General features: G+C 61.1%; 16 protein-coding genes. 8 read left to right on the forward strand and 8 right to left on the reverse strand.

What is annotated here, in order from left to right; translation table 11 throughout:
* Positions 1 to 134: 134 nt before the first annotated feature.
* From FXY94_RS03990 to FXY94_RS04005, 4 genes are read right to left on the reverse strand one after another with little or no spacing between them, the layout of a single operon-like run.
* A complete protein-coding gene (locus tag FXY94_RS03990) occupies positions 135 to 2,114 on the reverse strand; it encodes a right-handed parallel beta-helix repeat-containing protein (protein WP_016663734.1) in 1,980 nt (659 codons plus the stop codon).
* Positions 2,115 to 2,145: 31 nt separating this feature from the next.
* The gene (locus FXY94_RS03995) at positions 2,146 to 2,970 is read right to left on the reverse strand and encodes a carbohydrate ABC transporter permease (protein WP_016663735.1); all 825 of its coding nucleotides are present in this window, start codon (positions 2,968 to 2,970) and stop codon (positions 2,146 to 2,148) included.
* 2 nt (positions 2,971 to 2,972) lie between these two features.
* Complete coding sequence (locus tag FXY94_RS04000) at positions 2,973 to 3,893, reverse strand: carbohydrate ABC transporter permease (RefSeq protein ID WP_016663736.1); 921 nt, start codon at positions 3,891 to 3,893, stop codon at positions 2,973 to 2,975.
* On the reverse strand, positions 3,893 to 5,047 hold the full coding sequence (locus FXY94_RS04005; RefSeq protein ID WP_232049686.1) for an extracellular solute-binding protein: 1,155 nt from the start codon (positions 5,045 to 5,047) through the stop codon (positions 3,893 to 3,895). The genes FXY94_RS04000 and FXY94_RS04005 overlap by 1 nt, the downstream gene beginning before the upstream one ends.
* Before the next feature lie 317 nt (positions 5,048 to 5,364).
* Between FXY94_RS04005 and FXY94_RS04010 the strand changes: the two genes are divergently transcribed.
* Positions 5,365 to 6,384, forward strand: coding sequence for a LacI family DNA-binding transcriptional regulator (locus FXY94_RS04010; RefSeq protein WP_016663738.1), 1,020 nt, complete (start codon positions 5,365 to 5,367; stop codon positions 6,382 to 6,384).
* A gap of 103 nt (positions 6,385 to 6,487) precedes the next feature.
* Positions 6,488 to 6,868, forward strand: coding sequence for a hypothetical protein (locus tag FXY94_RS04015; protein WP_016663739.1), 381 nt, complete (start codon positions 6,488 to 6,490; stop codon positions 6,866 to 6,868).
* 93 nt (positions 6,869 to 6,961) lie between these two features.
* Here FXY94_RS04015 and FXY94_RS04020 read toward each other — a convergent pair whose 3' ends face one another.
* From FXY94_RS04020 to FXY94_RS04030, 3 genes are read right to left on the reverse strand one after another with little or no spacing between them, the layout of a single operon-like run.
* Positions 6,962 to 7,846, reverse strand: coding sequence for a carbohydrate ABC transporter permease (locus tag FXY94_RS04020; RefSeq protein WP_016663740.1), 885 nt, complete (start codon positions 7,844 to 7,846; stop codon positions 6,962 to 6,964).
* The gene (locus tag FXY94_RS04025; protein ID WP_016663741.1) at positions 7,843 to 8,787 is read right to left on the reverse strand and encodes a carbohydrate ABC transporter permease; all 945 of its coding nucleotides are present in this window, start codon (positions 8,785 to 8,787) and stop codon (positions 7,843 to 7,845) included. The genes FXY94_RS04020 and FXY94_RS04025 overlap by 4 nt, the downstream gene beginning before the upstream one ends.
* On the reverse strand, positions 8,784 to 10,118 hold the full coding sequence (locus FXY94_RS04030; protein ID WP_232049687.1) for an extracellular solute-binding protein: 1,335 nt from the start codon (positions 10,116 to 10,118) through the stop codon (positions 8,784 to 8,786). Before FXY94_RS04030 ends, FXY94_RS04025 begins: the two co-directional genes overlap by 4 nt.
* Before the next feature lie 275 nt (positions 10,119 to 10,393).
* Here FXY94_RS04030 and FXY94_RS04035 point away from each other — a divergent pair, with 275 nt between their 5' ends.
* On the forward strand, positions 10,394 to 11,773 hold the full coding sequence (locus FXY94_RS04035) for a glycoside hydrolase family 125 protein (protein ID WP_016663743.1): 1,380 nt from the start codon (positions 10,394 to 10,396) through the stop codon (positions 11,771 to 11,773).
* Here the strand turns inward: FXY94_RS04035 and FXY94_RS04040 are convergent.
* A complete protein-coding gene (locus FXY94_RS04040; protein WP_016663744.1) occupies positions 11,770 to 12,795 on the reverse strand; it encodes a LacI family DNA-binding transcriptional regulator in 1,026 nt (341 codons plus the stop codon). The two genes, FXY94_RS04035 and FXY94_RS04040, sit on opposite strands and share 4 nt — an antisense overlap.
* A gap of 74 nt (positions 12,796 to 12,869) precedes the next feature.
* Here FXY94_RS04040 and FXY94_RS04045 point away from each other — a divergent pair, with 74 nt between their 5' ends.
* The 5 genes from FXY94_RS04045 (at position 12,870) to FXY94_RS04065 (ending at position 20,565) form a co-directional block, all read left to right on the forward strand.
* On the forward strand, positions 12,870 to 14,060 hold the full coding sequence (locus tag FXY94_RS04045) for a glycoside hydrolase 5 family protein (protein ID WP_016663745.1): 1,191 nt from the start codon (positions 12,870 to 12,872) through the stop codon (positions 14,058 to 14,060).
* Positions 14,061 to 14,149: 89 nt separating this feature from the next.
* Entirely contained in the window at positions 14,150 to 17,203 is a 3,054-nt protein-coding gene (locus tag FXY94_RS04050) for an alpha-mannosidase (RefSeq protein ID WP_016663746.1), read from the forward strand.
* 166 nt (positions 17,204 to 17,369) lie between these two features.
* Positions 17,370 to 18,650 (forward strand): extracellular solute-binding protein, encoded by a 1,281-nt coding sequence (locus FXY94_RS04055; RefSeq protein WP_016663747.1) that lies wholly within the window; start codon positions 17,370 to 17,372, stop codon positions 18,648 to 18,650.
* Positions 18,651 to 18,725: 75 nt separating this feature from the next.
* Entirely contained in the window at positions 18,726 to 19,610 is an 885-nt protein-coding gene (locus tag FXY94_RS04060) for a carbohydrate ABC transporter permease (protein WP_016663748.1), read from the forward strand.
* Between the two features lie 13 nt (positions 19,611 to 19,623).
* Positions 19,624 to 20,565 (forward strand): carbohydrate ABC transporter permease, encoded by a 942-nt coding sequence (locus FXY94_RS04065; RefSeq protein ID WP_016663749.1) that lies wholly within the window; start codon positions 19,624 to 19,626, stop codon positions 20,563 to 20,565.
* Positions 20,566 to 20,625 lie beyond the last annotated feature (60 nt).

The raw sequence follows: 20,625 nt of genomic DNA on the forward strand, positions 1-20,625 counted from the left end.
ACCAAAACCCAAGCCCACGGTTGCACTACCCGCTAGGCGAAGAGGGGTGAAGAGCACGGGAAAGGCTCCTCTGCCACCGTGATCGTGGCGAGGAGCCTTTCCGTAGCTTAGAAGGGATCGGTCTATAGGAGGAATTAACCCCAGACTTTTACGCGACTATGTCCCGCGGACAGAGCGGCAACCGGTCCGCGACCCGGTGTGTCGCCAACCTTTTCGCCTGTTACATCCACCTCGAACGACACCGGGGATCCGTCCGCGTCTTCGAAATCTGCGTAGGAGAAACGAGTAGGAGAGTAGGGATCATGGAGAGCGCAAGTCTGAGCCTCGCCTGCAGCAAAGCTCTCTGGTAGCTCAGCTTCAAGATAAACGCCATCCTCCTCTTCGACTATTGAGAACTGTGCCCCTGGGAGTGAGAGTGCGCCTTCCTCACGTGCTAGGGGCTGGGCGTTTCCACTGTAGGCATTGTCGCGAAGTTCGATGGGTTGGAGGGCGCCGAGGAAAGCCATGTGATCAGCGTTTCCGTAGGCTTTCCTTGCCTCGATGTATTCATCCATGGTTGCAGGGAAATCTCCGAAGCCGTCGGTGCCGAGACCGACGATCGACTTCTCAAGATCAGGCAGAATGCGATCTAAGTTGTACGCCGATTCAACCGAGTCGCCGGCAAAAATGTTGCCGCGGTAGCGATCGTCGCCGCCCTCGATCACTGCATATCCCTTTGGCGCGGTCGAATGGGGCAGGTGGTACGGCGTTGCGCGGTCGCGGACGTGCTCTTGGCGCAAGGTGCCTAGAAGCAGATTATGGATGTAGGCACCGCCCTGGGCGACATTTTCCACCGCTGCTTTAGAGCCGAAGACGTTGAAGTCGACGACATAAGGACCGTGTGAGACCTCCAAAAAGATGTCGCGGTTGTTGCGATAGAGGACATTTCGGCTAATCCGGGTGCCTTGGATCTCCCAGTCGAGCCAGATGCCAAGTGTGCAGTCATGAATACGATTATTAGCGATCACCGTGTCGATAGGGGCATGGAGTTTGATGCCACCAATCTCGTGACCGAAATACTCACGCCGCGTAGCGATGTGGTGGATATGGTTGTTTTCGATTCGTGAGAAGACGCAACCGAGGTGCCCTACGATGCCGTTCTGGCCGCAGTTATAGATCTCGTTGTTACGGACAACGTGCGAGCCGATGCGTTCCTTCGACCACCCCAGCATGTAGGCCTCGTAGACCGATTCGAGTTGGTACTGGTAGCCAGGCTTATCCCAACGCTTTTGGTGGTAGTTATCGCCTGTCGTCGCATCCTTCCCGAGAGAAACAGCCGAGCACTTTGCGTCGTGGATGAGGTTGTTCTCAATAATCCAACCCTTCGCCCACTTTGGGCCGATCAAGCCGGGCTGATCACCGGTTGGTGGCGCCCATGGTGTCGCAGCATGAGCCATCTCGAACCCAGCAACGGTGATGAAGTCGACGTGGGCTTCGACAGGAAAAAATACGCTTCGGCGAACATTGATCTCAGTGAGTTCCTCATTAGGGTCCACAGATCCGAAATTGGCCCAGATGTGAGTCGAGTCGGTATCGACTTCGCAATACCAGACGCGCCCTCCATGCGCGTAGCTCTCGGGGTCTACTGCAACCCCGGTCCAGTCGTCGTAGACGTTTTCGCGTTCCATTGGGCGATTGACGTCTTCGAGACTCGTAACTTCGAAAAAGGCTTCGCCGTTGAGGTATACCTCGCCAAGGTGCTTGTGTGGCCCTTCCGGTGCCGGGGTGAGAAGCCAGTCGCCGAAGAGTATTTCTTTGTAAGGGTTGAAATCACCGAAGAAAGAGTTAGGAACGTCAACCTTCCAGACGCCTTTGCCCTGATCTTCCCACGTGTCAATGATCTCGGAGCCTTTCACAACAGGGCGGCACCCCTCCGCTGCGCGAAAAGTGATACGTCGGGTATCGCTAAGGCCAGGATTGCTGGGTTTGACCCATTCTCGGTAAGTGCCATCACCGACTTCGACGGTGTCACCAGCAACAGCTACAGCGGCAGCCTCGCTAATGGTGCGGAACGGTTGATCCTTGGTGCCAACGCCCCCGGGGGCGGCAGAAGCAGAAACATAGAGAGTCGACATGGGGAAAACTCCTTGAGTAGTTGAAGTGCGGTTACTTGCCGAAGCCCGCGGTGAGACCCGCGACAAGTTGGCGTCGGCCAAAGATGTACATTGCGAGAATTGGCACGGCGGACAGTGTGACTGCCGCGAGAACTGCTGGAATATCTGCCTGGAACTCACCCTGGTAAGTCCATAGCGACATCGGCAGGGTCCGCTTATCGCCGCTCTGCGTGAGGATCAATGGGAAGAGGAAGTTATTCCAAGCATTGAGAGCGTCGTAGATTCCAACTGTGGTGATGGCCGGCATCGACAGTGGGAGAACAAGCTTCCGAAAGATTTTCCAGTCGCTTGCCCCGTCAACAATCATTGATTCGTAGAGTTCATTGGGGACGTCACGCATGAAGTTCACGAGGATCATGATCGTGATGGGGATTGCAGATGCAATTCCCGGCAAGATGAGGGCCCACAAGGTGTCGTAGAGGCCGATCTCCACGATGATCAGGTAAACGGGGATAATGATTGCCTGAATTGGGATCGCGATTCCGAGCAAGAAGAACTTGTTGCATAAGCGTGCGATACGAGAGTGCGAACGAACGATCACATATGAAGCAAGAGTCGATACAAAAAGGACACCGAATACCGTTAAAGCCACAACGAAGAGGCTGTTGAAAAGGTACATCGCGAAGTCATTTTCAAGCACTCTACCGTACGCCTCGAAAGAGGGCATTGAAGGGATAAGAGGATTCGTTGTATAGAACTCTGACTGAGGCTTGAGGCTCGTGATCACAATGTAATAGATCGGGACGATCGTGATGAGTAGCCAGATCCATCCACCAAGCGCGCCGAGAACATTGTGCTTGCGAATGAAGCTCAGCATGGCTATGCACCCTCCGATTGACTTTCCATGGAGTCAGACCCCGAGAGCTTCTGAAGTGAAAGCGAAAGGACCAGACCCACGACCACGAGAAGCACCGCAACGGCACTGGCTGGCCCCATGAGATTGCTGCGGAAGCCGAGCAAGTACATGTCCAGGGGGAGGATTCGGGTTGCGATTCCGGGTCCCCCCTGCGTAAGCGTGATAATGAGATCGAAGTACGTGAGTGAACCAACGATCATGAGGGTCGAGCTCGTCACGATGGTGTACTTCAGCTGCGGAAGCGTGATGGAGAAGAACTGCTTGATTCTGCCCGCACCATCGATCTGGGCAGCCTCGTACATCGTCTTCGGGATCTGACGAACCCCTGCCTGGTAAAGCAGAGAGTGGAACGGCACGAACTGCCACGAAATCACCAGGATGACTACGTAGAACGCTAGCTTTGGCTGGCCTAAGTAGTCTTGCGAAAGCACGTCGAGGCCGAAGGCATTGGAAAGCCCGAAATTTGGGTCCAACAAGGCCTTGAAGGCGATGCCTATGGCAGCTGCGGAGAAGAGCATGGGCAGGAAGTACAGCACCGAAAGGAACTCACGATACGTTTGCTCGCCCGCCATGAAGGTTCCTAGCAAAAGGCTCAGTGGGAACTGAACGGCATAGCTAAGAAGCGTCAGAAGCACAGTCAGCTGAATGGCATTGAGAGTTGTGTCATTGGAGAGGGCGTACTGCCAGCTCTCGAGACCCACGAACTGCGGAGTACCGATGCCGTCCCACTTAGTCAGGGACAAAACGAAAACCCCGATGAGCGGAATGATGCAGAAGAAGACGAAGAAGGCGAGTGCCGGGGTAAGGAGCCAAAGGCTTGGCCCCCTACCTACGACACGCTTGGTCTTCGGCTTCTTCTTGTGAGGAAGTGCCGAAGTTGACATCACAGGGTTCCGTTCATGTTCTTGATGAAGTCGTCCGGGGTGATGTCGAGTAGGAAGATCTGGCTCAGGTTCTGCAAAAGGGCTTGTGCGGGCCCAGCGTCGAGGGCTTGATCCCACGACATTTGGAAATGCGCCGCATCTCGTACGAGACCGTAAGCGAATTCGAGGTAGTCAGAGCGCTCGCTCGCACTCAAAGATTCCTCAATATTGGCAGCGGCCGGGACAGTACCAGCCTCAATGAGAGCCTTAATCGCCGTTTCTCCGAGGTTCATCTCGTTGAGGAACTTGATGGCGATCTCTTGGTCCTCTTCGGTGGCGTCTGCGGACACTGACCAGAAGTTTGCAGGGTTGCCGGTGACATTTGAGAGGTCCCCCTTGCCTCCGGGGACTTCTGGGAACGCGACGACATCGAGATTGCCTTCCGCCATCCAATCAGCTGCTGCTTCCAGGAAGTCGGAGTAAATCCACGATCCCTGAAGGATCATGGCCGCCTTGTCGGTGTAGACGAGAGCCACGTCTGCGCTCGCGTCGGACACAACCGAGCCGTAGCCACTGCCAAAGCCACCGGCTTTGACGAGTTCCTGGATCTTTTCAAGCGCTTCCTTAATCGCCGGGTCAGACCAAGAATCCGGTTCGCCGTCGAGGACACGCTGGAAGACTTCTGGGCCGCCGATGCGATCGGTCAGGTACTGGATCCACATGAGGTAGGGCCATTGGCTTGAGCCAGCAACAGCGATTGGCGTGACACCGGCTGCCTTGAATACATCAACCGCGGCGAGGAGCTCGTCCCATGTGGTTGGGACCGTCGCGCCATGTTCAGCAAAGAGCTTCTTGTTGATATAGAGCATCGATGGCTGACTATTGTTGTTCGGCAACGCATAGATTTTGTCATCGATCTTGCCAGCGTCGAGAACGGATGGGAGGGCGCGGCTAGCGGCCTCGTCGACCTTCCCAGTGAGATCGATGACTTTGTTGTTTTTCACGTAGTCGCGGAGGGTTCCACCGTTGCCCCACGAGTAGACAAGGGTGGGCTGGTTACCCGACCCAATGGCGGTTCGAATCTTTTCTTTGTATGAGTCGTTCGAGAAGTACTCGACCTTGATTTTGCTGTCGGAGTGTTTCTCGTTCCACTCATCAAAGGTGGCGCGGAACATTGCTTCGGCGCCACCGGTGAGAGTCCATGCCGTGGTGCCCGACCCAGCACCCCCCGGCCTTGTCCCGCCGCCGCATGCGGTGAGACCTAGAGCGATGGCCCCGGCTCCGAAGATGCTAAACGAGCGTCGAGTTAGGGTGAATGATGAATGAGACATGGGGTCCTCTTCCTTGAGTTCATGTGGTACATCGGGCCAACCGAAAAATTTTTCGTGGGCTTAGCTTCACTGTAAGGACAAACATGCGGCCTGGCGAGCGTAATTCTGAAATAGTTAGATGTAGAAACTAAAAAGTTGCGAAAAGTTTCGTTAGGGGAAGTGTGAGTGGGAAGATTACCCTTGCCAGGGTTGCTGCTGAAGCAGGAGTCAGCGTCGGTACGGTCTCTAAGGTTCTGAATAATCGCCCCGGTGTTGGTCTGGAGATGCGTGCGCGCGTGAGAAAAGTGGCCCAGGTGCTTGGGTACTCCAATCCAAGCGTGAACCTCGAGGCGCGACGTTTGATGATCATCTTTGACGCGCTCGAATCTCCGTACGCGTCAGAAGTCCTTACGGGGGTACTTGGCGCGGCTACGGCGCGAGGTTTCGATGTCCTCATTAACACAGTCGAAAGTGCTAGCGAGCATAGTTCGGGAGGGTCTCTTAGCGAGTGGCTCAAGAGCGGTGGGCATAAGGCCGATGGCTTTATCTTCGTGACAACACCATTGACCCCGGACCTTGCAGAAAGTATCCGCTACCTCGGGCTCCCTGTAGCTTTCGTCGATCCGACGAACTCTGTTGGATCTGACATTGTGCGAATCGGAGCAACCAATTGGGCAGGCGGACGCGAAGCGACTGAGCACTTGCTTCACCTGGGGCATAGGAGAATAGGGCACATTGCGGGCCCAATTCTGTCTGATGCGGCGGCGGATCGACATGAGGGATACCGAAGTGCGCTCACGCGTCATGGCGTCGAATACCGTCAGGAGTTTGTCAGGACGGCCCCCTTCACATTCCAAGGAGGCCTCGAGGCTGGCTTGGAACTACTTGACCAAGAAGAGCGACCCTCGGCAGTATTTGCTGCATCAGATGAAACAGCCTTGGGAGTATTGGAGGCTGCGCGCAGTCTTGGGATACATGTTCCGTATGACCTCAGTGTCGTGGGGTTCGACAACACTTCGTATGCGGAACAGAGCGCCCCGCCCCTCACAGTCGTGGATCAGCCCTTAAATGAGATGGGTGTTGCCGCAGTGAATGCAATCGTGGGTCTCTTGACCAATCCAGAATCAGTAACCAGGAGGCTTCAACTGGAGACAGGGTTCGTGATTCGCGGCTCGACTGCTCCGCCTCCCGTGATTGAGTAAAGCTGCTTGGGGCTGCGAGGAGGTCGAGCCAACGACCGAGTTGCCCTCAGAACTGTGTGCCACGATGGCTGTGTCCGTAGACATCCCTCTTGGAGGAGGAACCATGAAGAACAAGCTCATTCTTGCGACCGGCATCGCTATTGGTTTTGTGATCGGCTCGAAGATGGGCCGTGAGCCCTACGAGAAGCTCGAGGCAACCGCCAAGCAGTACGTCGATGACCCGCGTGTGCAGGAGAGGGTTGGCCAGGCGCGCGAAACCGTGTCGAAGGTGGCGAAGGACGCGGCTGAGACCGTAAAGGACAAGGCCCCCGAGGTTGCCGAGCAGGCCAAGAGCGCCGCGAAGGGCGCGGCATCGGCGGCCAAGGACAAGGCACAGGAGGCACGCGCCTCCCACAGGGCGAGCACGCCGACGGTGAAGGCCACCGATACGTCGAGCGACTCGAGCGTGGCCGGCGGCGACGCTGAGGTGCACGAGGCGAAGTAACGCTCCACGCGGCACTCGCCGCTGGTGCACAAAGAGCGCTCCCGGCGATCGATGCCGGGAGCGCTCTTCAGATTAAAGCAACCGTCGGACCCCCTAACCCTTGACGCCGCCGGCGGCCGCGAAGCCCGTGCCGAGGCTCCGGCCGAGCGCCAAATACAGCACCACGATCGGGGCGGAGTAGAAGATCGAGAACGCCGCGAGCTGACCGTACGCCACCTGGCCGTACTGGGACGAGAACGTGTAGAGGGTGACGGCAGCCGGGAGCTTCTCGGGACTCAGCAGCAGCATGAACGGCACGAAGAAGTTGCCCCACATGCCCACGAACGTGAAAATCGTGGCGACGGCGAGGCCCGACCTCATGAGTGGAAGAACGACCGAGAGGATCGTGCGCACCACACCCGCACCTTCCGTCCACGCGCTTTCCTCAATCTCGACGGGCACGGAATCGATGAACCCTTTCGTGAGGAAGATGGCGTAGGGAAGCGACGACGTGGCAAGGAACAGGATCGCGGCGGGCATCGAGTCAACGAGGTTGACCTGCACGAACATCGAATACACGGGGATCATGATTGCCGTGATCGGAAGGCCCGTGGAAAACAGGATGCCGAGAAGCAGCGGGCGCCGCGCCCGGAAGCGATACCGAGAGAAGGCGTAGGCGCATAGCACCGCGACCGTCATCGTGATCAGTGTTGCGCACCCGCACAGCACAAGCGAGTTGAGGAGCGGGCGGAACGTCGTCTGCTCGTTCCAGATTGCCTGATAGTTGCCGAAACTCCAGTGTTCCGGCGCCTTCACCGCGAGGGTCGCTTCGGTATCGAAAGACGCAAGCACGACCCACAGAATGGGGATCGCGAAACTTACGCTAATGAGGGCGATGACGATCGAGGAGAGAGCGGACGTGAGGCGCCCGCGCGCCGTGTGAGGCTGGTTTCCGCGGTCGCTTTTCGCACGGGCCTTCGTGGGAGCTGCGGTGGTCATCGCTTGTCCTCCTCAGGCAGAAGCTTCAGATAGATGAGTGAGGCGATCGCCCCAATCGCGAGCAGGATTAGCGCGACCGCGGTGCCGTAGCCGAGCTGGCCGTACGAGAACGCCTGCTCATACATGTACAGGGGGAGGGTCTGGCTGCGACCGGAGGGGCCGCCACCGGTCATGATGAAGATCAGACCGAAAACGGAAAGGGTCTGCAGCGTGATGAGCATGAGGTTCGTGGCGATCGCGGTACGCATGAGCGGAATTGTGATGCGGATAAGTCGCGTGAACGCCCCCGCGCCGTCGATCTCCGCTGATTCGTATACGTCCTTCGGGATCGACGTGAGAGCCGCCGAGTAGATGAGCATCGTGAACGCTGTTCCGCGCCAAATGTTCGCGAACGACACCGCGAGGATCGGCGCGCTAAAGAGCCAGTCTTGCCCGGGAAGCCCGATGCTCGTGAGGAGCGTGTTGAGGGAGCCGTGATCGGCGAAGAAGGTGTACAGGAGGTAGCCCGCGACGACCTCTGGGAGGATCCACGCGAGAATCACGATCGACGTGCCGATGAACGTCACGAGGCGGTTGGCCTTCTCCATGAGGAGTGCGAGAACCATGCCGAGGAGATTTTGGCCGATAACCGCGGACACCAGGGTGAAAATCAGGGTGAGGACGACGGCGTTCCAGAACCGATCGTCGCTAAAGGCGGTGATGAAGTTGTCCAGCGCGACGAACTCCACGGCTTTCGCGTTCTCCCCGCGCACGGCTTTATTCGTAAACGCGAGATAGATCGAATAGACGATCGGGCCGAGCATGAAAATCGCGATGAGCAGGAACGCGGGAACCATGAGGAGGCCGCGGCGAGGCGTGAGGTGATTCCCGAGCGGAGCCCGTTTGCGATTGGTTGGCGCACTTGTTGGCGCCGCTGCGACGGCATCTACGGAAGTACTCATGAGTTACGCACCTCGATGTTCTCCTTGCCCACCAGCTCGGTGAGCTTGGTGTCGTACCAGGCGGCTGCCTGTTCGGGAGTCTTGTCGCCCACCATCACGGTGTCCATTGCGTCTTGAAGAGCGGAAGACACTTCGGGATAGACAGCAAACGCCGGCCGGTAGTAGGCGGCTTCGAAAATGTCGGTGAAGAATCCGACGGTTGGCGAGTAAGTCCTGTATTCCTCGTTTTTCGCGACGTCCCTCCTTGTCGTGAGGTTGGCGCCGCTCTTATTGCGGTAGACGAGACTCTCGAGCGTACACAGTTCCTTGATGAGTTCGAAGGAGAGCTCTCGGTCGCGCGCGTGGGTGGGGATCGTCCATCCCCAGCCGCCGGCGAGGGTGGTCAGCCCCGGTTCTTCTCCATTTTGCGTGGGCATCTGGGCGAGGCCCACATCGTCCTGCCACGTGGGCCACGGTGCGGGGCCGTCCTCAGCCCACTGGTTGGAGATCCACGAGCCGTCAATGAGGATCCCGAGTTTGCCGGCGGGGAACATCGTCGATTGGATCGCTTCGGCGATATTCGGGTCGAGGTGTTGGGAGACGGGCAGCGTGAGCTTCTCGTCGAACTGGCGCTTGTAAAACGCGAGCGTGTCGATGAAGCCCTGCGACCCTGCGACCCACTTCTTCGTCTCGGGGTTGTAGAGGGTGTCGTTCGTGCCATACAGCAGCATTTCGAAGCCCTGCATCGAGGCTTTTTCGCCCTGGGTTTTCCCGCAGTACATGAACATGCCGGCGGCATCGACGTTCGTGTCACGAATGGTCGTGGCAGCTTCGGCGATCTCCTCCCACGTGCGCGGCTGCCACTCGGTGGGCAGGCCGGCCTTTTCGAAGACCTTCTTGTTGTAATAGATGCCGCGCGTGTCCGTTTCAGTGGGAACGCAGTGCGCGCGCCCCTCGGGATCGACGGCTGCCGCTTGGGAAGCGGGGTAGAGGTTGTCCCAGCCCTCCCAGCCCTTGACGAGATCGTCGATCGGTTGAATGTATCCGGCGGCAACGTCGGAGAGCAGGATGAAGGTGTCTTCGAAAACGAGGTCGGGGCAGCTTCGGGGCGACGACATCAAGAGTTCGTTCTTCGTGAAGTAGTCGTTCTCCGCGGCGACGATCGGCAGGAGCTCGACGCTCACGCCGGGGTGCTTCTTGGTGAACTCCGCGATGATCTTCGTGAGCCACTGCTGGAGGGTCGTGCCCGAACCAAATTGCTGATAGGCGACCTTGAGCGTGGACGAATCGCGCTCGCTCGAGCAGCCTGCGAGCATCGCGAGGGGGAGTGTGCTCGCGATTCCTCCGGTCACTTTCAGGAAGGTTCGCCGCGACGATTGGTGCGTGGCTCCGCGTGGCCGATTCATGTCTCACTCCGTTGTAGACGTATATGCGCCAATCACGTATCTATGACGCGATTCACATACGAGGGTAAAACTCCTACCTGGGAATGTAAAGGCGTGAGAGGGGCACGAGCCGTGTTGCCTCCACGGTGCGGGATGCGAGAAAGTGGGAGCATCGAAGACCGGAAGAAGGTCCACATCCGCCACTGTTGGCGGCCGAGAACCCCGAGCGAAATGAGCTAAGAGTGTCCCGCTTTGCCACCGTCGGAACCCCTCATCCCCAAGGCGTTGAACTCGCCCCTGAACTCCTTGAACGCGTGTCTGCCCGCGTGCGCGACGCTGCTGGCGAGGGCGTCGCCGAGGCCGTGGTGCGATTCCTTGACAACACGGCGCGGACGACGGTTCGTCGCCGCGGCAAGGGGGACACGTTCGTGATGACGGGCGACATCCCCGCGATGTGGCTGCGAGATTCGTGCGCGCAACTCTCGCCACTGCTTCGCCTGGTCGGCGAGGACGAAACCCTCGGTGACCTGATCGGCGGCCTGCTCGCGACGCACTGGCGCATGATTCTCATCGACCCGTACGCAAACGCCTTTAACGAGGAAGCCAACTCAAACCGCTGGGATGACGACGAACCCGAGCCGAGCCCGTGGGTGTGGGAGCGCAAGTTCGAGATTGACTCGCTCGCCTACCCGATTGACCTCGCCGCGCGCCTGCTCGCAACCGGCAACACATCCTGGATCACCGCCGACACGCTCCCAGCCCTTGAGGCCGTCCTCGAGGTCCTCGAAACCGAAACCCACCACGAAGAACGCTCGACGTACACGTTCGTGCGCCGCGACTGCCCGCCCACCGACACGCTCGTACGCGAGGGGCGCGGGCGGCTCACTGAGCCGTGTGGGCTCGTCTGGCAGGGCTTTCGCCCGAGCGATGACGCGTGCGCGCTCGGCTACAACATCCCGGGGAACCTCTTCATGGCCTCGGCTCTCAGGGCCGTGCCGGCGCTCGTGGAGGCGTGCGCGACGGCCGGATTTAGCGAGGCGCCGGGGGAGCAGGGTGAAGGGGTCCGACGTCTGCCCCTGGGCGAGCGTGCCGACCTCGTACGCGAGGGGATCCTCAAGGGGATTGAGGCGCACGGAATCACGCGCGATGAGGGGGGTGCCCGGTTCTGGTACGAGGTTGACGGTTCCGGTGAAGCCCTCTTCATGGATGACGCGAACGTCCCCTCGCTTCTGTCTCTCCCGTATCTGGGCGTGATTGATGCCGAGGACCCGCTGTATCTCGCGACACGCGCGGCCGTGTTGAGCACCGCCAACCCGTTCTATTACGAGGGATCGGCGCTCGCGGGAGTCGGCTCCCCGCATACGCCCGAGGGCTACGTGTGGCCCATCGCGAAATCCGTCGAGGGGCTCACCTCGACCCACATCGACGAGAAGCGGGCGATTCTCGAGTTGCTCCTCGCGACGACCGGTGGAACCGGCTATATGCACGAAGGGGTCGACTGCAACGATCCCACGGCGTTCACGCGCGAGTGGTTCTCGTGGTCCAATGCGATGTTTTGCGAGCTTGCCCTCGACGTTGCGGGGATCTCTCGCCCGTCGCTCGTGGCCGAGCCGCTTCTCTAGCTCTCGACGCGCGGCGGGAGAGTGTCGCGCGCGTGAAGGCGCGGGCACGCGAGTTCGCGTGTGCGGGGCTCGGGCCCGGGATTGTCGCGCATGTCGCGGAGGACTTCCACCGCGGCGCTTCCCATCTCGGCGGGGCTTCGCTCGAGCGTCGAGACCGCAGGGGTACGGAGCGTGAGGCCCGGGGTCGATTCCCACGACACGACGCCCGCGTCTGCGGGGACGGCGACATCGAGGTCGCTGAGTGCGCGCAGGGTCGCGAGAGTGAGGTCCTCGCTCTCGCACACGAACGTCGTCGCGGCCGTGAGGTCGAGCATCGAGGCGAAATCGCGAATGGCCGCGCAGGTGTCGTCGAGCTCGCCCAAGGGGATGCCGTGCTCAATTGCCGTGATCCCCGGGCGGCTGCGCCTGAGGGCCTTGAGGCGAGCCTCGCCGTGACTGTAGCGGGCGTGCGAATGGAGGTAGGCGATGCGGCGCGTTCCGTGGGCCACGAGGTCTTCGATAAGCGTGTCCATGACGAGAGCGTCGTCGATGAAAACGGAGGAGAACTGCTCGTTCGTTCCGGGCTTGCCGATGAAGACGGTGGGAACGCCGAGCGTGTTCGTAAGCGCAGGCCGCGGGTCGTCGGGGCGAGGGTTGACGAGGATGAGCCCGTCGATGCGGGACTCGCCGTGCCACTGGCGAATCGCCGTGAGCTCATCCTCGAAGTTCTCGACAATTTTGAGGACGAGGGCGACGGGGCTCGACGAGAGTGCGTGCTCGACGCCCGCGATGAGCTGGAGAAAGAAGGCGTCTCGCGCGAGTTCGGCGTAGGACGACGTGATGATGAGGCCGATCGCGTTGACGCGCGAAGTGGACAGCGCTCGAGCGGCACTGTTTGGGGTCCACCCCATGTCGTGGGCGATCGCCATGATTTTTTCGCGGGTGGGTTCGGCGACTCCGGGCCGCCCGTTGAGCGCGAACGACACGGCGGTACTCGAAACACCGGCGGTGCGGGCGATATCGGCGATGGTGGGGCGGGCCATGCAGTCCATGATACCTTTTGAGCTAAAGCGCTTTAGGTGAGCGCATGGGTATCCAGCGACAACGAGGTGACGCGATGAATCAACAGCACGCGTGGGGCGCGAACTACACCCCCCGAAAAGGCTGGTTCCACTCCTGGGCGAACCTCGATCTCGGCTCGGTCGACAACGACTTCGCGACCCTCGCCGACCTCGGCCTCGACCACGTGCGCATCTTCCCGCTGTGGCCGCTCCTGCAGCCCAATCGCACTTTCATCGACTCGAAAGCCATCGATGACGTCCTCGCCGTCGCCGACGCCGCCGGCGACGCGGGCCTCACGGTCTCCGTGGATCTCCTCCAAGGTCACCTGTCGAGCTTCGACTTCCTCCCCTCGTGGGTGAGTACGTGGCATCGCCGCAACATTTTCACCGACGCCGACGTCGTGAACGGCCAGCGCGCCCTCGCCCGCGCCCTCGCCGCCGAGCTCTCCGCCCGCCCACACGTCTCGGGCCTCACCCTCGGCAACGAGATCGGTCAGTTCGCCGCCCCACGGCACCCCGAACGCCACGAGATCTCCCCGAGCGAGGCCTACGCCTGGCTCGACGGCATGCTCGCCGAGGTGCGCGGAGCCTTCCCGACGGGAGCCCACCACCACTGCTTTGATGACGACACCTGGTTCGTCGATGCTCACCCCTTCACCCCCCGCGCGGCCGTTGAACTCGGTGACTCCACAACCGTGCACTCGTGGATCTTCGGCGGCGCGGCGCAACGCTACGGCATCGATGCCCCCGAGCTTCCCCACTTCGCCCGCTACCTGCTCGAGGTCGCAGACCTCTGGCACAGGGTGAGCGGGCAACCGTCGGACCGCCCCGTGTGGCTCCAGGAAGTGGGCGCGCCAACGCCGTGGGTGAGTCCCGAGAACGCCGCCGATTTCCTCGAGGGAACCGTTCGCGCAGCGTGCGGGTACCGAGACCTCTCGGGCATCACCTGGTGGTGCTCCCACGACGTCTCGAGAACACTTGCCGACTTCCCAGATCTGGAATATAGCCTGGGTCTCATCGATTCCGAAGGAGCGGTGAAACCCGCGGGCGAGCGCCTCCGCGACCTCATCGCTCTCGAGAAAGCCGGCGAGCTTGCCACGACCCCAACCTCGACGCAGAGCGTGATCGTGGAAGGGCTGAAGGCCGATGGCTCGAACCGCTCCCTCACCAATACAGGATCCGATGTCTTCGGCGAATGGATGGATTTCGCTCGCCGTGGAGAGTACCGAAGCCTCGAGCTCGGATAGCGCGAGCACCGTCGTTCGCCACCCGCCGATCACGACCGTGCCCGCCCGTAACCCGAACGCGCAGCAGACCCTCGACGAAAGGCCAACCGATGTTCAACAACCGCGCGCACAGCGAGGACCGGGTCCGACGGTTCCTCGCCGAACAGCTTCCCGCCCGGCGTCACCTCGATACCGCGCCCGTCACGATCGAAGCGTGGGAGGTGCCCGGCGAGCCCGTGCCCTTCGCCGAAGCGAAAGCGCAGACCTATATCCCCATCGAGGTCGGCGCGCGCTGGGGCCGCCCCTGGTCAACCCTGTGGCTGCACGTGACGGGCGAGGTCCCCGACGCGTGGGTGACCGACGACGAACGTGACATAGAACTCCAGCTCAATCTCTCCTTCACGAACATGCCGGGCTTCCAGGCCGAGGCGCTCATCTGGAATACCGACGGCACCACCGTCAAGGCGGTCAATCCCTACAACCAGTACCTCACGCTCGAACCCGGCATCACGAGCTTCGAGTACTACCTCGAACTTGCCGCCAATCCCAACGTCGCAGGTGACTGGACATTCGCGCCGACGAAGCTCGGTGAGTGGGAGAGCGCGGGAGACGACCCGATTTACGACCTCACGGAACTTCGCCTCGCGTGGCGCTCGACAACGATCTGGGAGCTCGAACAGGATGTCGTTGCGCTGAACGGCCTCATGCATGAACTCCCCGAGGACAGCACGCGCCGCCAGGACATCCTCCGCTGCCTCGACGATGCACTCGACGTCGCCGACCCGGATGATCTGCACGCGACCGCCAGCGACGCCCGCGAGGTGCTGCGTCGCGAACTCGACAAGCCCGCCAATGCCTCCGCGATGACCGTGATCGCGACCGGCCACGCCCACATTGACTCCGCGTGGCTCTGGCCCGTGCGCGAGACAGTGCGTAAATGCGCGCGCACCTTCTCCAACGTGTGCTGGCTCCTCGAGCATTACGACGACCTGACGTTCTCGTGTTCATCGGCGCAGCAGTACCAGTGGATCCGAGATTTCTACCCCGAACTGTTCGAGCGCATCAAGGCGCACGTCGCGAGCGGCCGTTTCATTCCCGTGGGTGGCATGTGGGTCGAGTCCGACACGAACATGCCCGGCTCCGAGGCAATGGCCCGGCAGTTCATTCAGGGCAAGAGCTTTTTCTTGCGCGAGTTTGGGCTCGAAACCACAGAAACCTGGTTGCCCGATTCCTTCGGATATTCGGGCGCGCTTCCGCAAATTTGCGCCGCCGCGGGCAACACCAACTTCCTCACCCAAAAGGTCAGCTGGAACCAGTTCTCCGTGTTCCCGCACCACACGTTCTGGTGGGAGGGCATCGACGGCACGACCCAGTACACGCACTTCCCGCCCGCCGACACCTACAACTGCCAGCTCACCGGCAAAGAACTCGCATACGTCGAGAAGAACTACAAGGACAAGGGCCGCAGCCACATCGCGCTTAGCCCGACCGGTTGGGGCGATGGCGGTGGCGGCCCCACGCGCGAGCAACTCGCGGCGGGCCGCCGGGCCGCGAGCCTCGAGGGTTCGCCGAAGGTCGAGTTCTCGAGCCCCACGGCATTCTTTGAGCGCAGCCGCGCCGAATACGCCGATGCGCCACGCTGGAACGGTGAGCTGTACCTCGAGCTTCACCGCGGCACGTACTCGTCACAGATCCGCGGTAAGCAGGGCAACCGCCGGAGTGAGGCGCTCATGCACGACGTCGAGAAATGGAGCGCGCTCGCCGCACGCCTCGATGACTCGTTCGAGTACCCCTATGCGGAGATCAACGAGCTGTGGGAAAAGGTCCTCCTCCTCCAGTTCCACGACATCCTCCCCGGCAGTTCGATCGCGTGGGTGCACAAGGAGACCGAACACAACTACGAGGGCATCGCGGAGCGCGGCGAGGAACTCGTCGAGAAAGCCCTCGAGGCAATCGCGAGGGCAAAGGACACGGGCGCGGCAAAGAGCAGTGAAACCGCGGGCGAGGTTACGTGCGAAGAGTCCGACGGCTGCTTCGCCCTCAGCAACGGCCACGTTTTCGCGCGGATTGATGGCGACGGCCACCTCGTGAGCCTCCGCGCCGGCGAAAGCGGCCGCGAGCTCATCGCCCCCGGCGCCAAAGGCGCGCTGCTCCAGCTTCACCGCGATACCCCCAACGCGTGGGATTCGTGGGACATCGACGAGTTTTATCGGCGCATTGGCAGGGACCTGGCAGCCGTCGGACCCGTGAGCGTGGAGCGCGAAGGCGAGGCGGTGCGCGTGCGCGCCACCTACGAGACCCGCACGGAGGGCGTGCGCACCGAGGAGCGTCCGTACCCCGGCGCGCCCTCTAACGGGACCGGCTCGAGGATTGTGCTCACATACGTGCTCTCGCCCGGTGCCAAGGGGCTCGAGGTCGTGCTCGACGTGGATTGGCACGAGCGCAAAAAGGTTCTCAAGCTCGCGTTCCCGTTCGACCTGCGCGCGGCGCACATGGCGAGCGAGATCCAGTTCGGGCACATCGAACGCCCCATCCCCGTCAACACGCTCGACGACTTCGGTCGCTTCGAGACGTGCGCGCACCGCTGGGTGCGCGTGCACGAGGGTGATCAGGCAGGCTCGGCCGTCTCGCTGGCGAACGACTCTTCGTACGGCCACGACGTGCGCCGATGCCTTCGCGAGAGTGACGGCGGCACGACCACGATCGTGCGCGCGACCGTGATCCGCGCGGCCGAGTTCCCCGATCCGCGCGCTGAGGAGGGGCAGTACCGGATGCGGTTTTCGCTCGTTCCGGGTGCGTCGATTGCCGACGCAATCGACGAGGGCACGCGACTCAATCAGGTGCCGCGCGATGTCGATCACGACCTCGTGGACGCTGCGCTTGCGCGCATCGAGGGGGAGGGGACCTCGCTGCGCCTCCAGACGCTCAAACTCGCCGAGGACCAGTCGGGCGATCTGATCGTGCGCCTATACGAGTCCGAGGGCGTGCGCGGCGAGGGTGTCGTTGTGGTGCCTGGCGCTGAGGAGATTGTCGCTGTGGATCTTCTCGAGCGTGAGCTGACCGAGGAGTCGGTGCTGCACTACCAGGCCCAGCGCGCTGACGGCGACGGGATCACGATCGCGGCCCGACCGTTCCAGATCGTGACGCTTCGCGCGCGTTTTTAACTGGATTCCATAGGGGCTGTGGGGGTTTGGGCCCGCGGGCGGAGCGATCCGCCTGCGGGCCTTCAGTCTTCCGTGTGGCTGAGGAGGCGTGTACACTCAACTTTAGCGGTTTAGTTATCACCGGTCTGGTGCCGCTCACGACATCTCAAGGAAGAGGTACACGGCAATGAAAACAACTCGTCGCGCGGTTCTCGGTGCAGGCGTCGGGCTTATGGGGCTCACCCTCGCGGGATGCGGTCTGAGCGGTGGCGGCGGCAGCGCCGAACAGGATAAAGCCGCCAAGGAAGCCAAAGAAGGCAAGGTCGAGGGCGAGATTTCGTTCCAAACCTGGTCGCTCAAGAACGAAAAATTCAGCCCTTACTTTGAAGACCTCGTCGCAAGGTTCGAAAAAGAAAACCCGGGCGTCAAAGTCAAGTGGATGGATCAGCCCGGCGAAGGCTACGAGGATAAGCTCCTCGGCCAGGCAAACTCCGGCGCGCTCCCTGACGTCGTCAACGTTCCGCCGAACTTCGCGTACTCACTCGCAAAGAACGGCATGCTTCTCGACCTCGCGAAGGCCGACGACAAGCTCAAAGACATGTACGTCGAGGGCGGCGTCAAGGCCTACGAAATGCCGGGCATCGACGGCAGCTACGGCTACCCGTGGTACCTCGGTACCGACATGTCCTGGTGGAACATCGATGCGCTGAGCAAGTTCGGCGTGAGCGAGGAATCGCTGCCCACCACCTTCGACGAGCTCTACGACCTGGCCATGGAAGCCGCCAAGCAGGGGGGATCCGCCCCGATCATCTCCTCGCTCCCCGAAATCATCATCACCTCTGGTGACGACGGCAAGTTCAACTTCAACACCGACGAAAACGTCGACTTCCTGCAGAAATACGTGGAGCTGTACAAAGCCAAGGCCATGCCGGTCGAGGTGCTGAGCGATAACTACACCGGTAACGCCCAGCTGTACAAGCAGGAGAAGGTGCTGTGGACAACCGCGACCTCGAGCTACCCCACCGAGCTCAAGACCGATAACCCCGGCCTCATCGAGAAGACGGTCGTCACGAAGCGCATGGGGCAGCCGCCCCTGTTCGTGCAGGGCATCGCCGTCTCCGCAAAGTCGAAGGCCCCCGCCGCAGCACTCGCCTTCGCGAAGTTCGCGACGAACACCGAAAACCAGATCGAGTTCGTCAAGCTCGCACAGGGCTTCTTGCCCGGCACGAAAGAAGCGGCAGCCGACCCCAGCAAGTTCGCCGAAAAATCGGACATCGAACTGCAGAACAAAGCAGTCGAGCTGGCCGCCGAGTCGATGAAGACCGCAGTCGACCCCACGAACGTCATGTGGACCGAAGACATGAAGACCAACATGGGGCAGCAGATGGCGCTCGCCATGCGCGGCGACATCACGGCTAAAGAAGCGCTCGACGCAGCCGTAAAGTACGGCAACGATCAGCTCAGCTGATACCCGTCGCCGGGCGAAGCCCCTCGGGCCTCGCCCGGCCCCTTTACGCCGCACCGTTGGAAGGAAAGAAGTAGCGTGCGTTCATACAAGTGGTACGTCCCGTGGCTCCTCGTAGGCCCCGCAGTTGTGTGGGTCGTCGTTTTTGCTCTATGGCCGTTCGTCAACACGGTCGTCCTGAGCTTCACGAATGCGCGCCCGCTCACCGGAGGAACCTTCGTCGCCTTCGACAACTATGCGGCGCTCTTTAGCGATGCGCGCGTGTGGACATCGCTCGGAACGACGCTTGCCTTCACCGTTGCGTGCGTCCCCCTCCTGACCTTCTTGCCGCTCTTGCTCGCTCTCCTCGTGCATCGCGTGATTCCCGGCATTTCGTTCTTCCGAACGACTTTCTACTTCCCCGTCATTGCCTCGGTTGTTGTCGTGGCCCTCATCTTCCAGTGGCTCTTCGACTCACGCGGCGTCATCAACGAAACCCTGCAATTCCTCGGCCTCGTTCAAGGCCCGTTGCCGTTCCTCGCCTCGCGATGGGGTCTCATTTTCACGGCCGTCGTCCTCACCGTATGGAAGGGTCTCGGGTACTACATGGTCGTGTACCTCGCGGCACTCGCCAACGTCGGCAACGAGCTCCACGAGGCCGCAGCCATGGACGGCGCGAGCGCCTGGCGCCGCTTCTGGTCGGTCACCGTTCCGGGCGTGCGCGGCGCAATGTTCCTCGTGAGCGCCCTCATCACCGTGAGCGGCATGCGCGTGTTCTCCGAACTGTACGTGCTCTCGAAAGGCTCGGGCGGGCCCGGTGGCGAGGCTTCCTCGCTCGTCATGCTCGTCCAGCAGGTCGGCTCAGGCCTCAACGGCAGGCTCGGCTACGCATCGGCGCTTTCCGTACTCCTCTTCCTCTTCACGGTGGGGCCACTCATCCTCGTGGCCTACCTCAACAACCGGCCAGACTCGAACGCGCACTAAGGAACTGATCGGAATGTCCACTCTCGAAACTGGAGCCGGCAACGTGAACCCGGAAGCCGTCGGAACCTCTTCCCGCACCTACCGCAACACGAACCGCCCGTGGCGCAGCAAGGAATCCGGGGGATTTAATAAGCCGACGCTTGCCGGTTTGATCGTGCGCTACATTCTGCTCGTCGCGATGTTCTTCGTGTCGGTGGGGCCGTTCCTGTGGCAGCTCAGCACGAGTTTCAAAGGCCCGAAGGACCCCATCTATCAGTTCCCGCCGTCGCTTCTGCCGAGTGATTTCACGCTCCACAACTACGTCGAGGTTGCCAACACCGTGCCGATCCTCGGCTACGCCTGGCACTCGCTCATCGTCGCCGTGTCACTCGCACTCGCGAACGTGGTCTTCTCGACAATCGCCGGTTACGCCCTGGGCTGCTTGCAGTTCAAGGGCAAGAAAATCGCGCTCGGGATCCTCTTTTCGACGCTTCTCCTGCCCGGCGAAGTGACCCTCATGAGCCAGTTCCTCACGATCAAGTCGCTTGGCCTCGCTGACTCGCTCGCGGGCGTCGTGCTTCCCGGCCTCATCGGTGCTGTCAACGTTCTTCTCATGATGGCGGCGTGCCGATCGATCCCGCCGGCGCTCCTTGACGCGGCCGTGATCGACGGCGCGAATACGTGGCAAATCATCACGCGAGTGGTGTGGCCGAACGTGCGGGGTATGGCGAGTGTCGTCGCCATTTTCGCGTTCATCGGCGGGTGGGATGACTTCCTGTGGCCGCTGCTCGTGCTGAGCGATCCCGACAAATACACGCTCACCGTGGGCATGCAGTACCTCAACTCGAACTTCGGTTCCAACCCGCGCGTCATCGCCGCGGGCACCATGATTGCGCTCGTGCCGATCATCCTGTTCTTTGCCGTGTTCCAGCGCTTCTTCTTCAAGGGAGTGGAAGACGGCGCGGTTAAGGGGTGAGTGAAGCACCGCGGAGAAGCGCCCGCGCGACCGCGATCCGGCCAAAGTTCCGCAGGCAGC

The organism is Dermabacter jinjuensis, assembly GCF_902381725.1.
Lineage (GTDB): Bacteria > Actinomycetota > Actinomycetes > Actinomycetales > Dermabacteraceae > Dermabacter > Dermabacter hominis.

Excerpts from the sequence above, each read along its gene's own strand:
- FXY94_RS03990 (WP_016663734.1), bottom strand. The coding sequence starts at position 2,114 with ATGTCGACTCTCTATGTTTCTGCTTCTGCCGCCCCCGGGGGCGTTGGC.
- FXY94_RS03995 (WP_016663735.1), bottom strand. The coding sequence starts at position 2,970 with ATGCTGAGCTTCATTCGCAAGCACAATGTTCTCGGCGCGCTTGGTGGA.
- FXY94_RS04000 (WP_016663736.1), bottom strand. The coding sequence starts at position 3,893 with ATGTCAACTTCGGCACTTCCTCACAAGAAGAAGCCGAAGACCAAGCGT.
- FXY94_RS04005 (WP_232049686.1), bottom strand. The coding sequence starts at position 5,047 with ATGTTCCGCGCCACCTTTGATGAGTGGAACGAGAAACACTCCGACAGC.
- FXY94_RS04015 (WP_016663739.1), top strand. The coding sequence starts at position 6,488 with ATGAAGAACAAGCTCATTCTTGCGACCGGCATCGCTATTGGTTTTGTG.
- FXY94_RS04020 (WP_016663740.1), bottom strand. The coding sequence starts at position 7,846 with ATGACCACCGCAGCTCCCACGAAGGCCCGTGCGAAAAGCGACCGCGGA.
- FXY94_RS04025 (WP_016663741.1), bottom strand. The coding sequence starts at position 8,787 with ATGAGTACTTCCGTAGATGCCGTCGCAGCGGCGCCAACAAGTGCGCCA.
- FXY94_RS04040 (WP_016663744.1), bottom strand. The coding sequence starts at position 12,795 with ATGGCCCGCCCCACCATCGCCGATATCGCCCGCACCGCCGGTGTTTCG.
- FXY94_RS04045 (WP_016663745.1), top strand. The coding sequence starts at position 12,870 with ATGAATCAACAGCACGCGTGGGGCGCGAACTACACCCCCCGAAAAGGC.
- FXY94_RS04050 (WP_016663746.1), top strand. The coding sequence starts at position 14,150 with ATGTTCAACAACCGCGCGCACAGCGAGGACCGGGTCCGACGGTTCCTC.
- FXY94_RS04055 (WP_016663747.1), top strand. The coding sequence starts at position 17,370 with ATGAAAACAACTCGTCGCGCGGTTCTCGGTGCAGGCGTCGGGCTTATG.
- FXY94_RS04065 (WP_016663749.1), top strand. The coding sequence starts at position 19,624 with ATGTCCACTCTCGAAACTGGAGCCGGCAACGTGAACCCGGAAGCCGTC.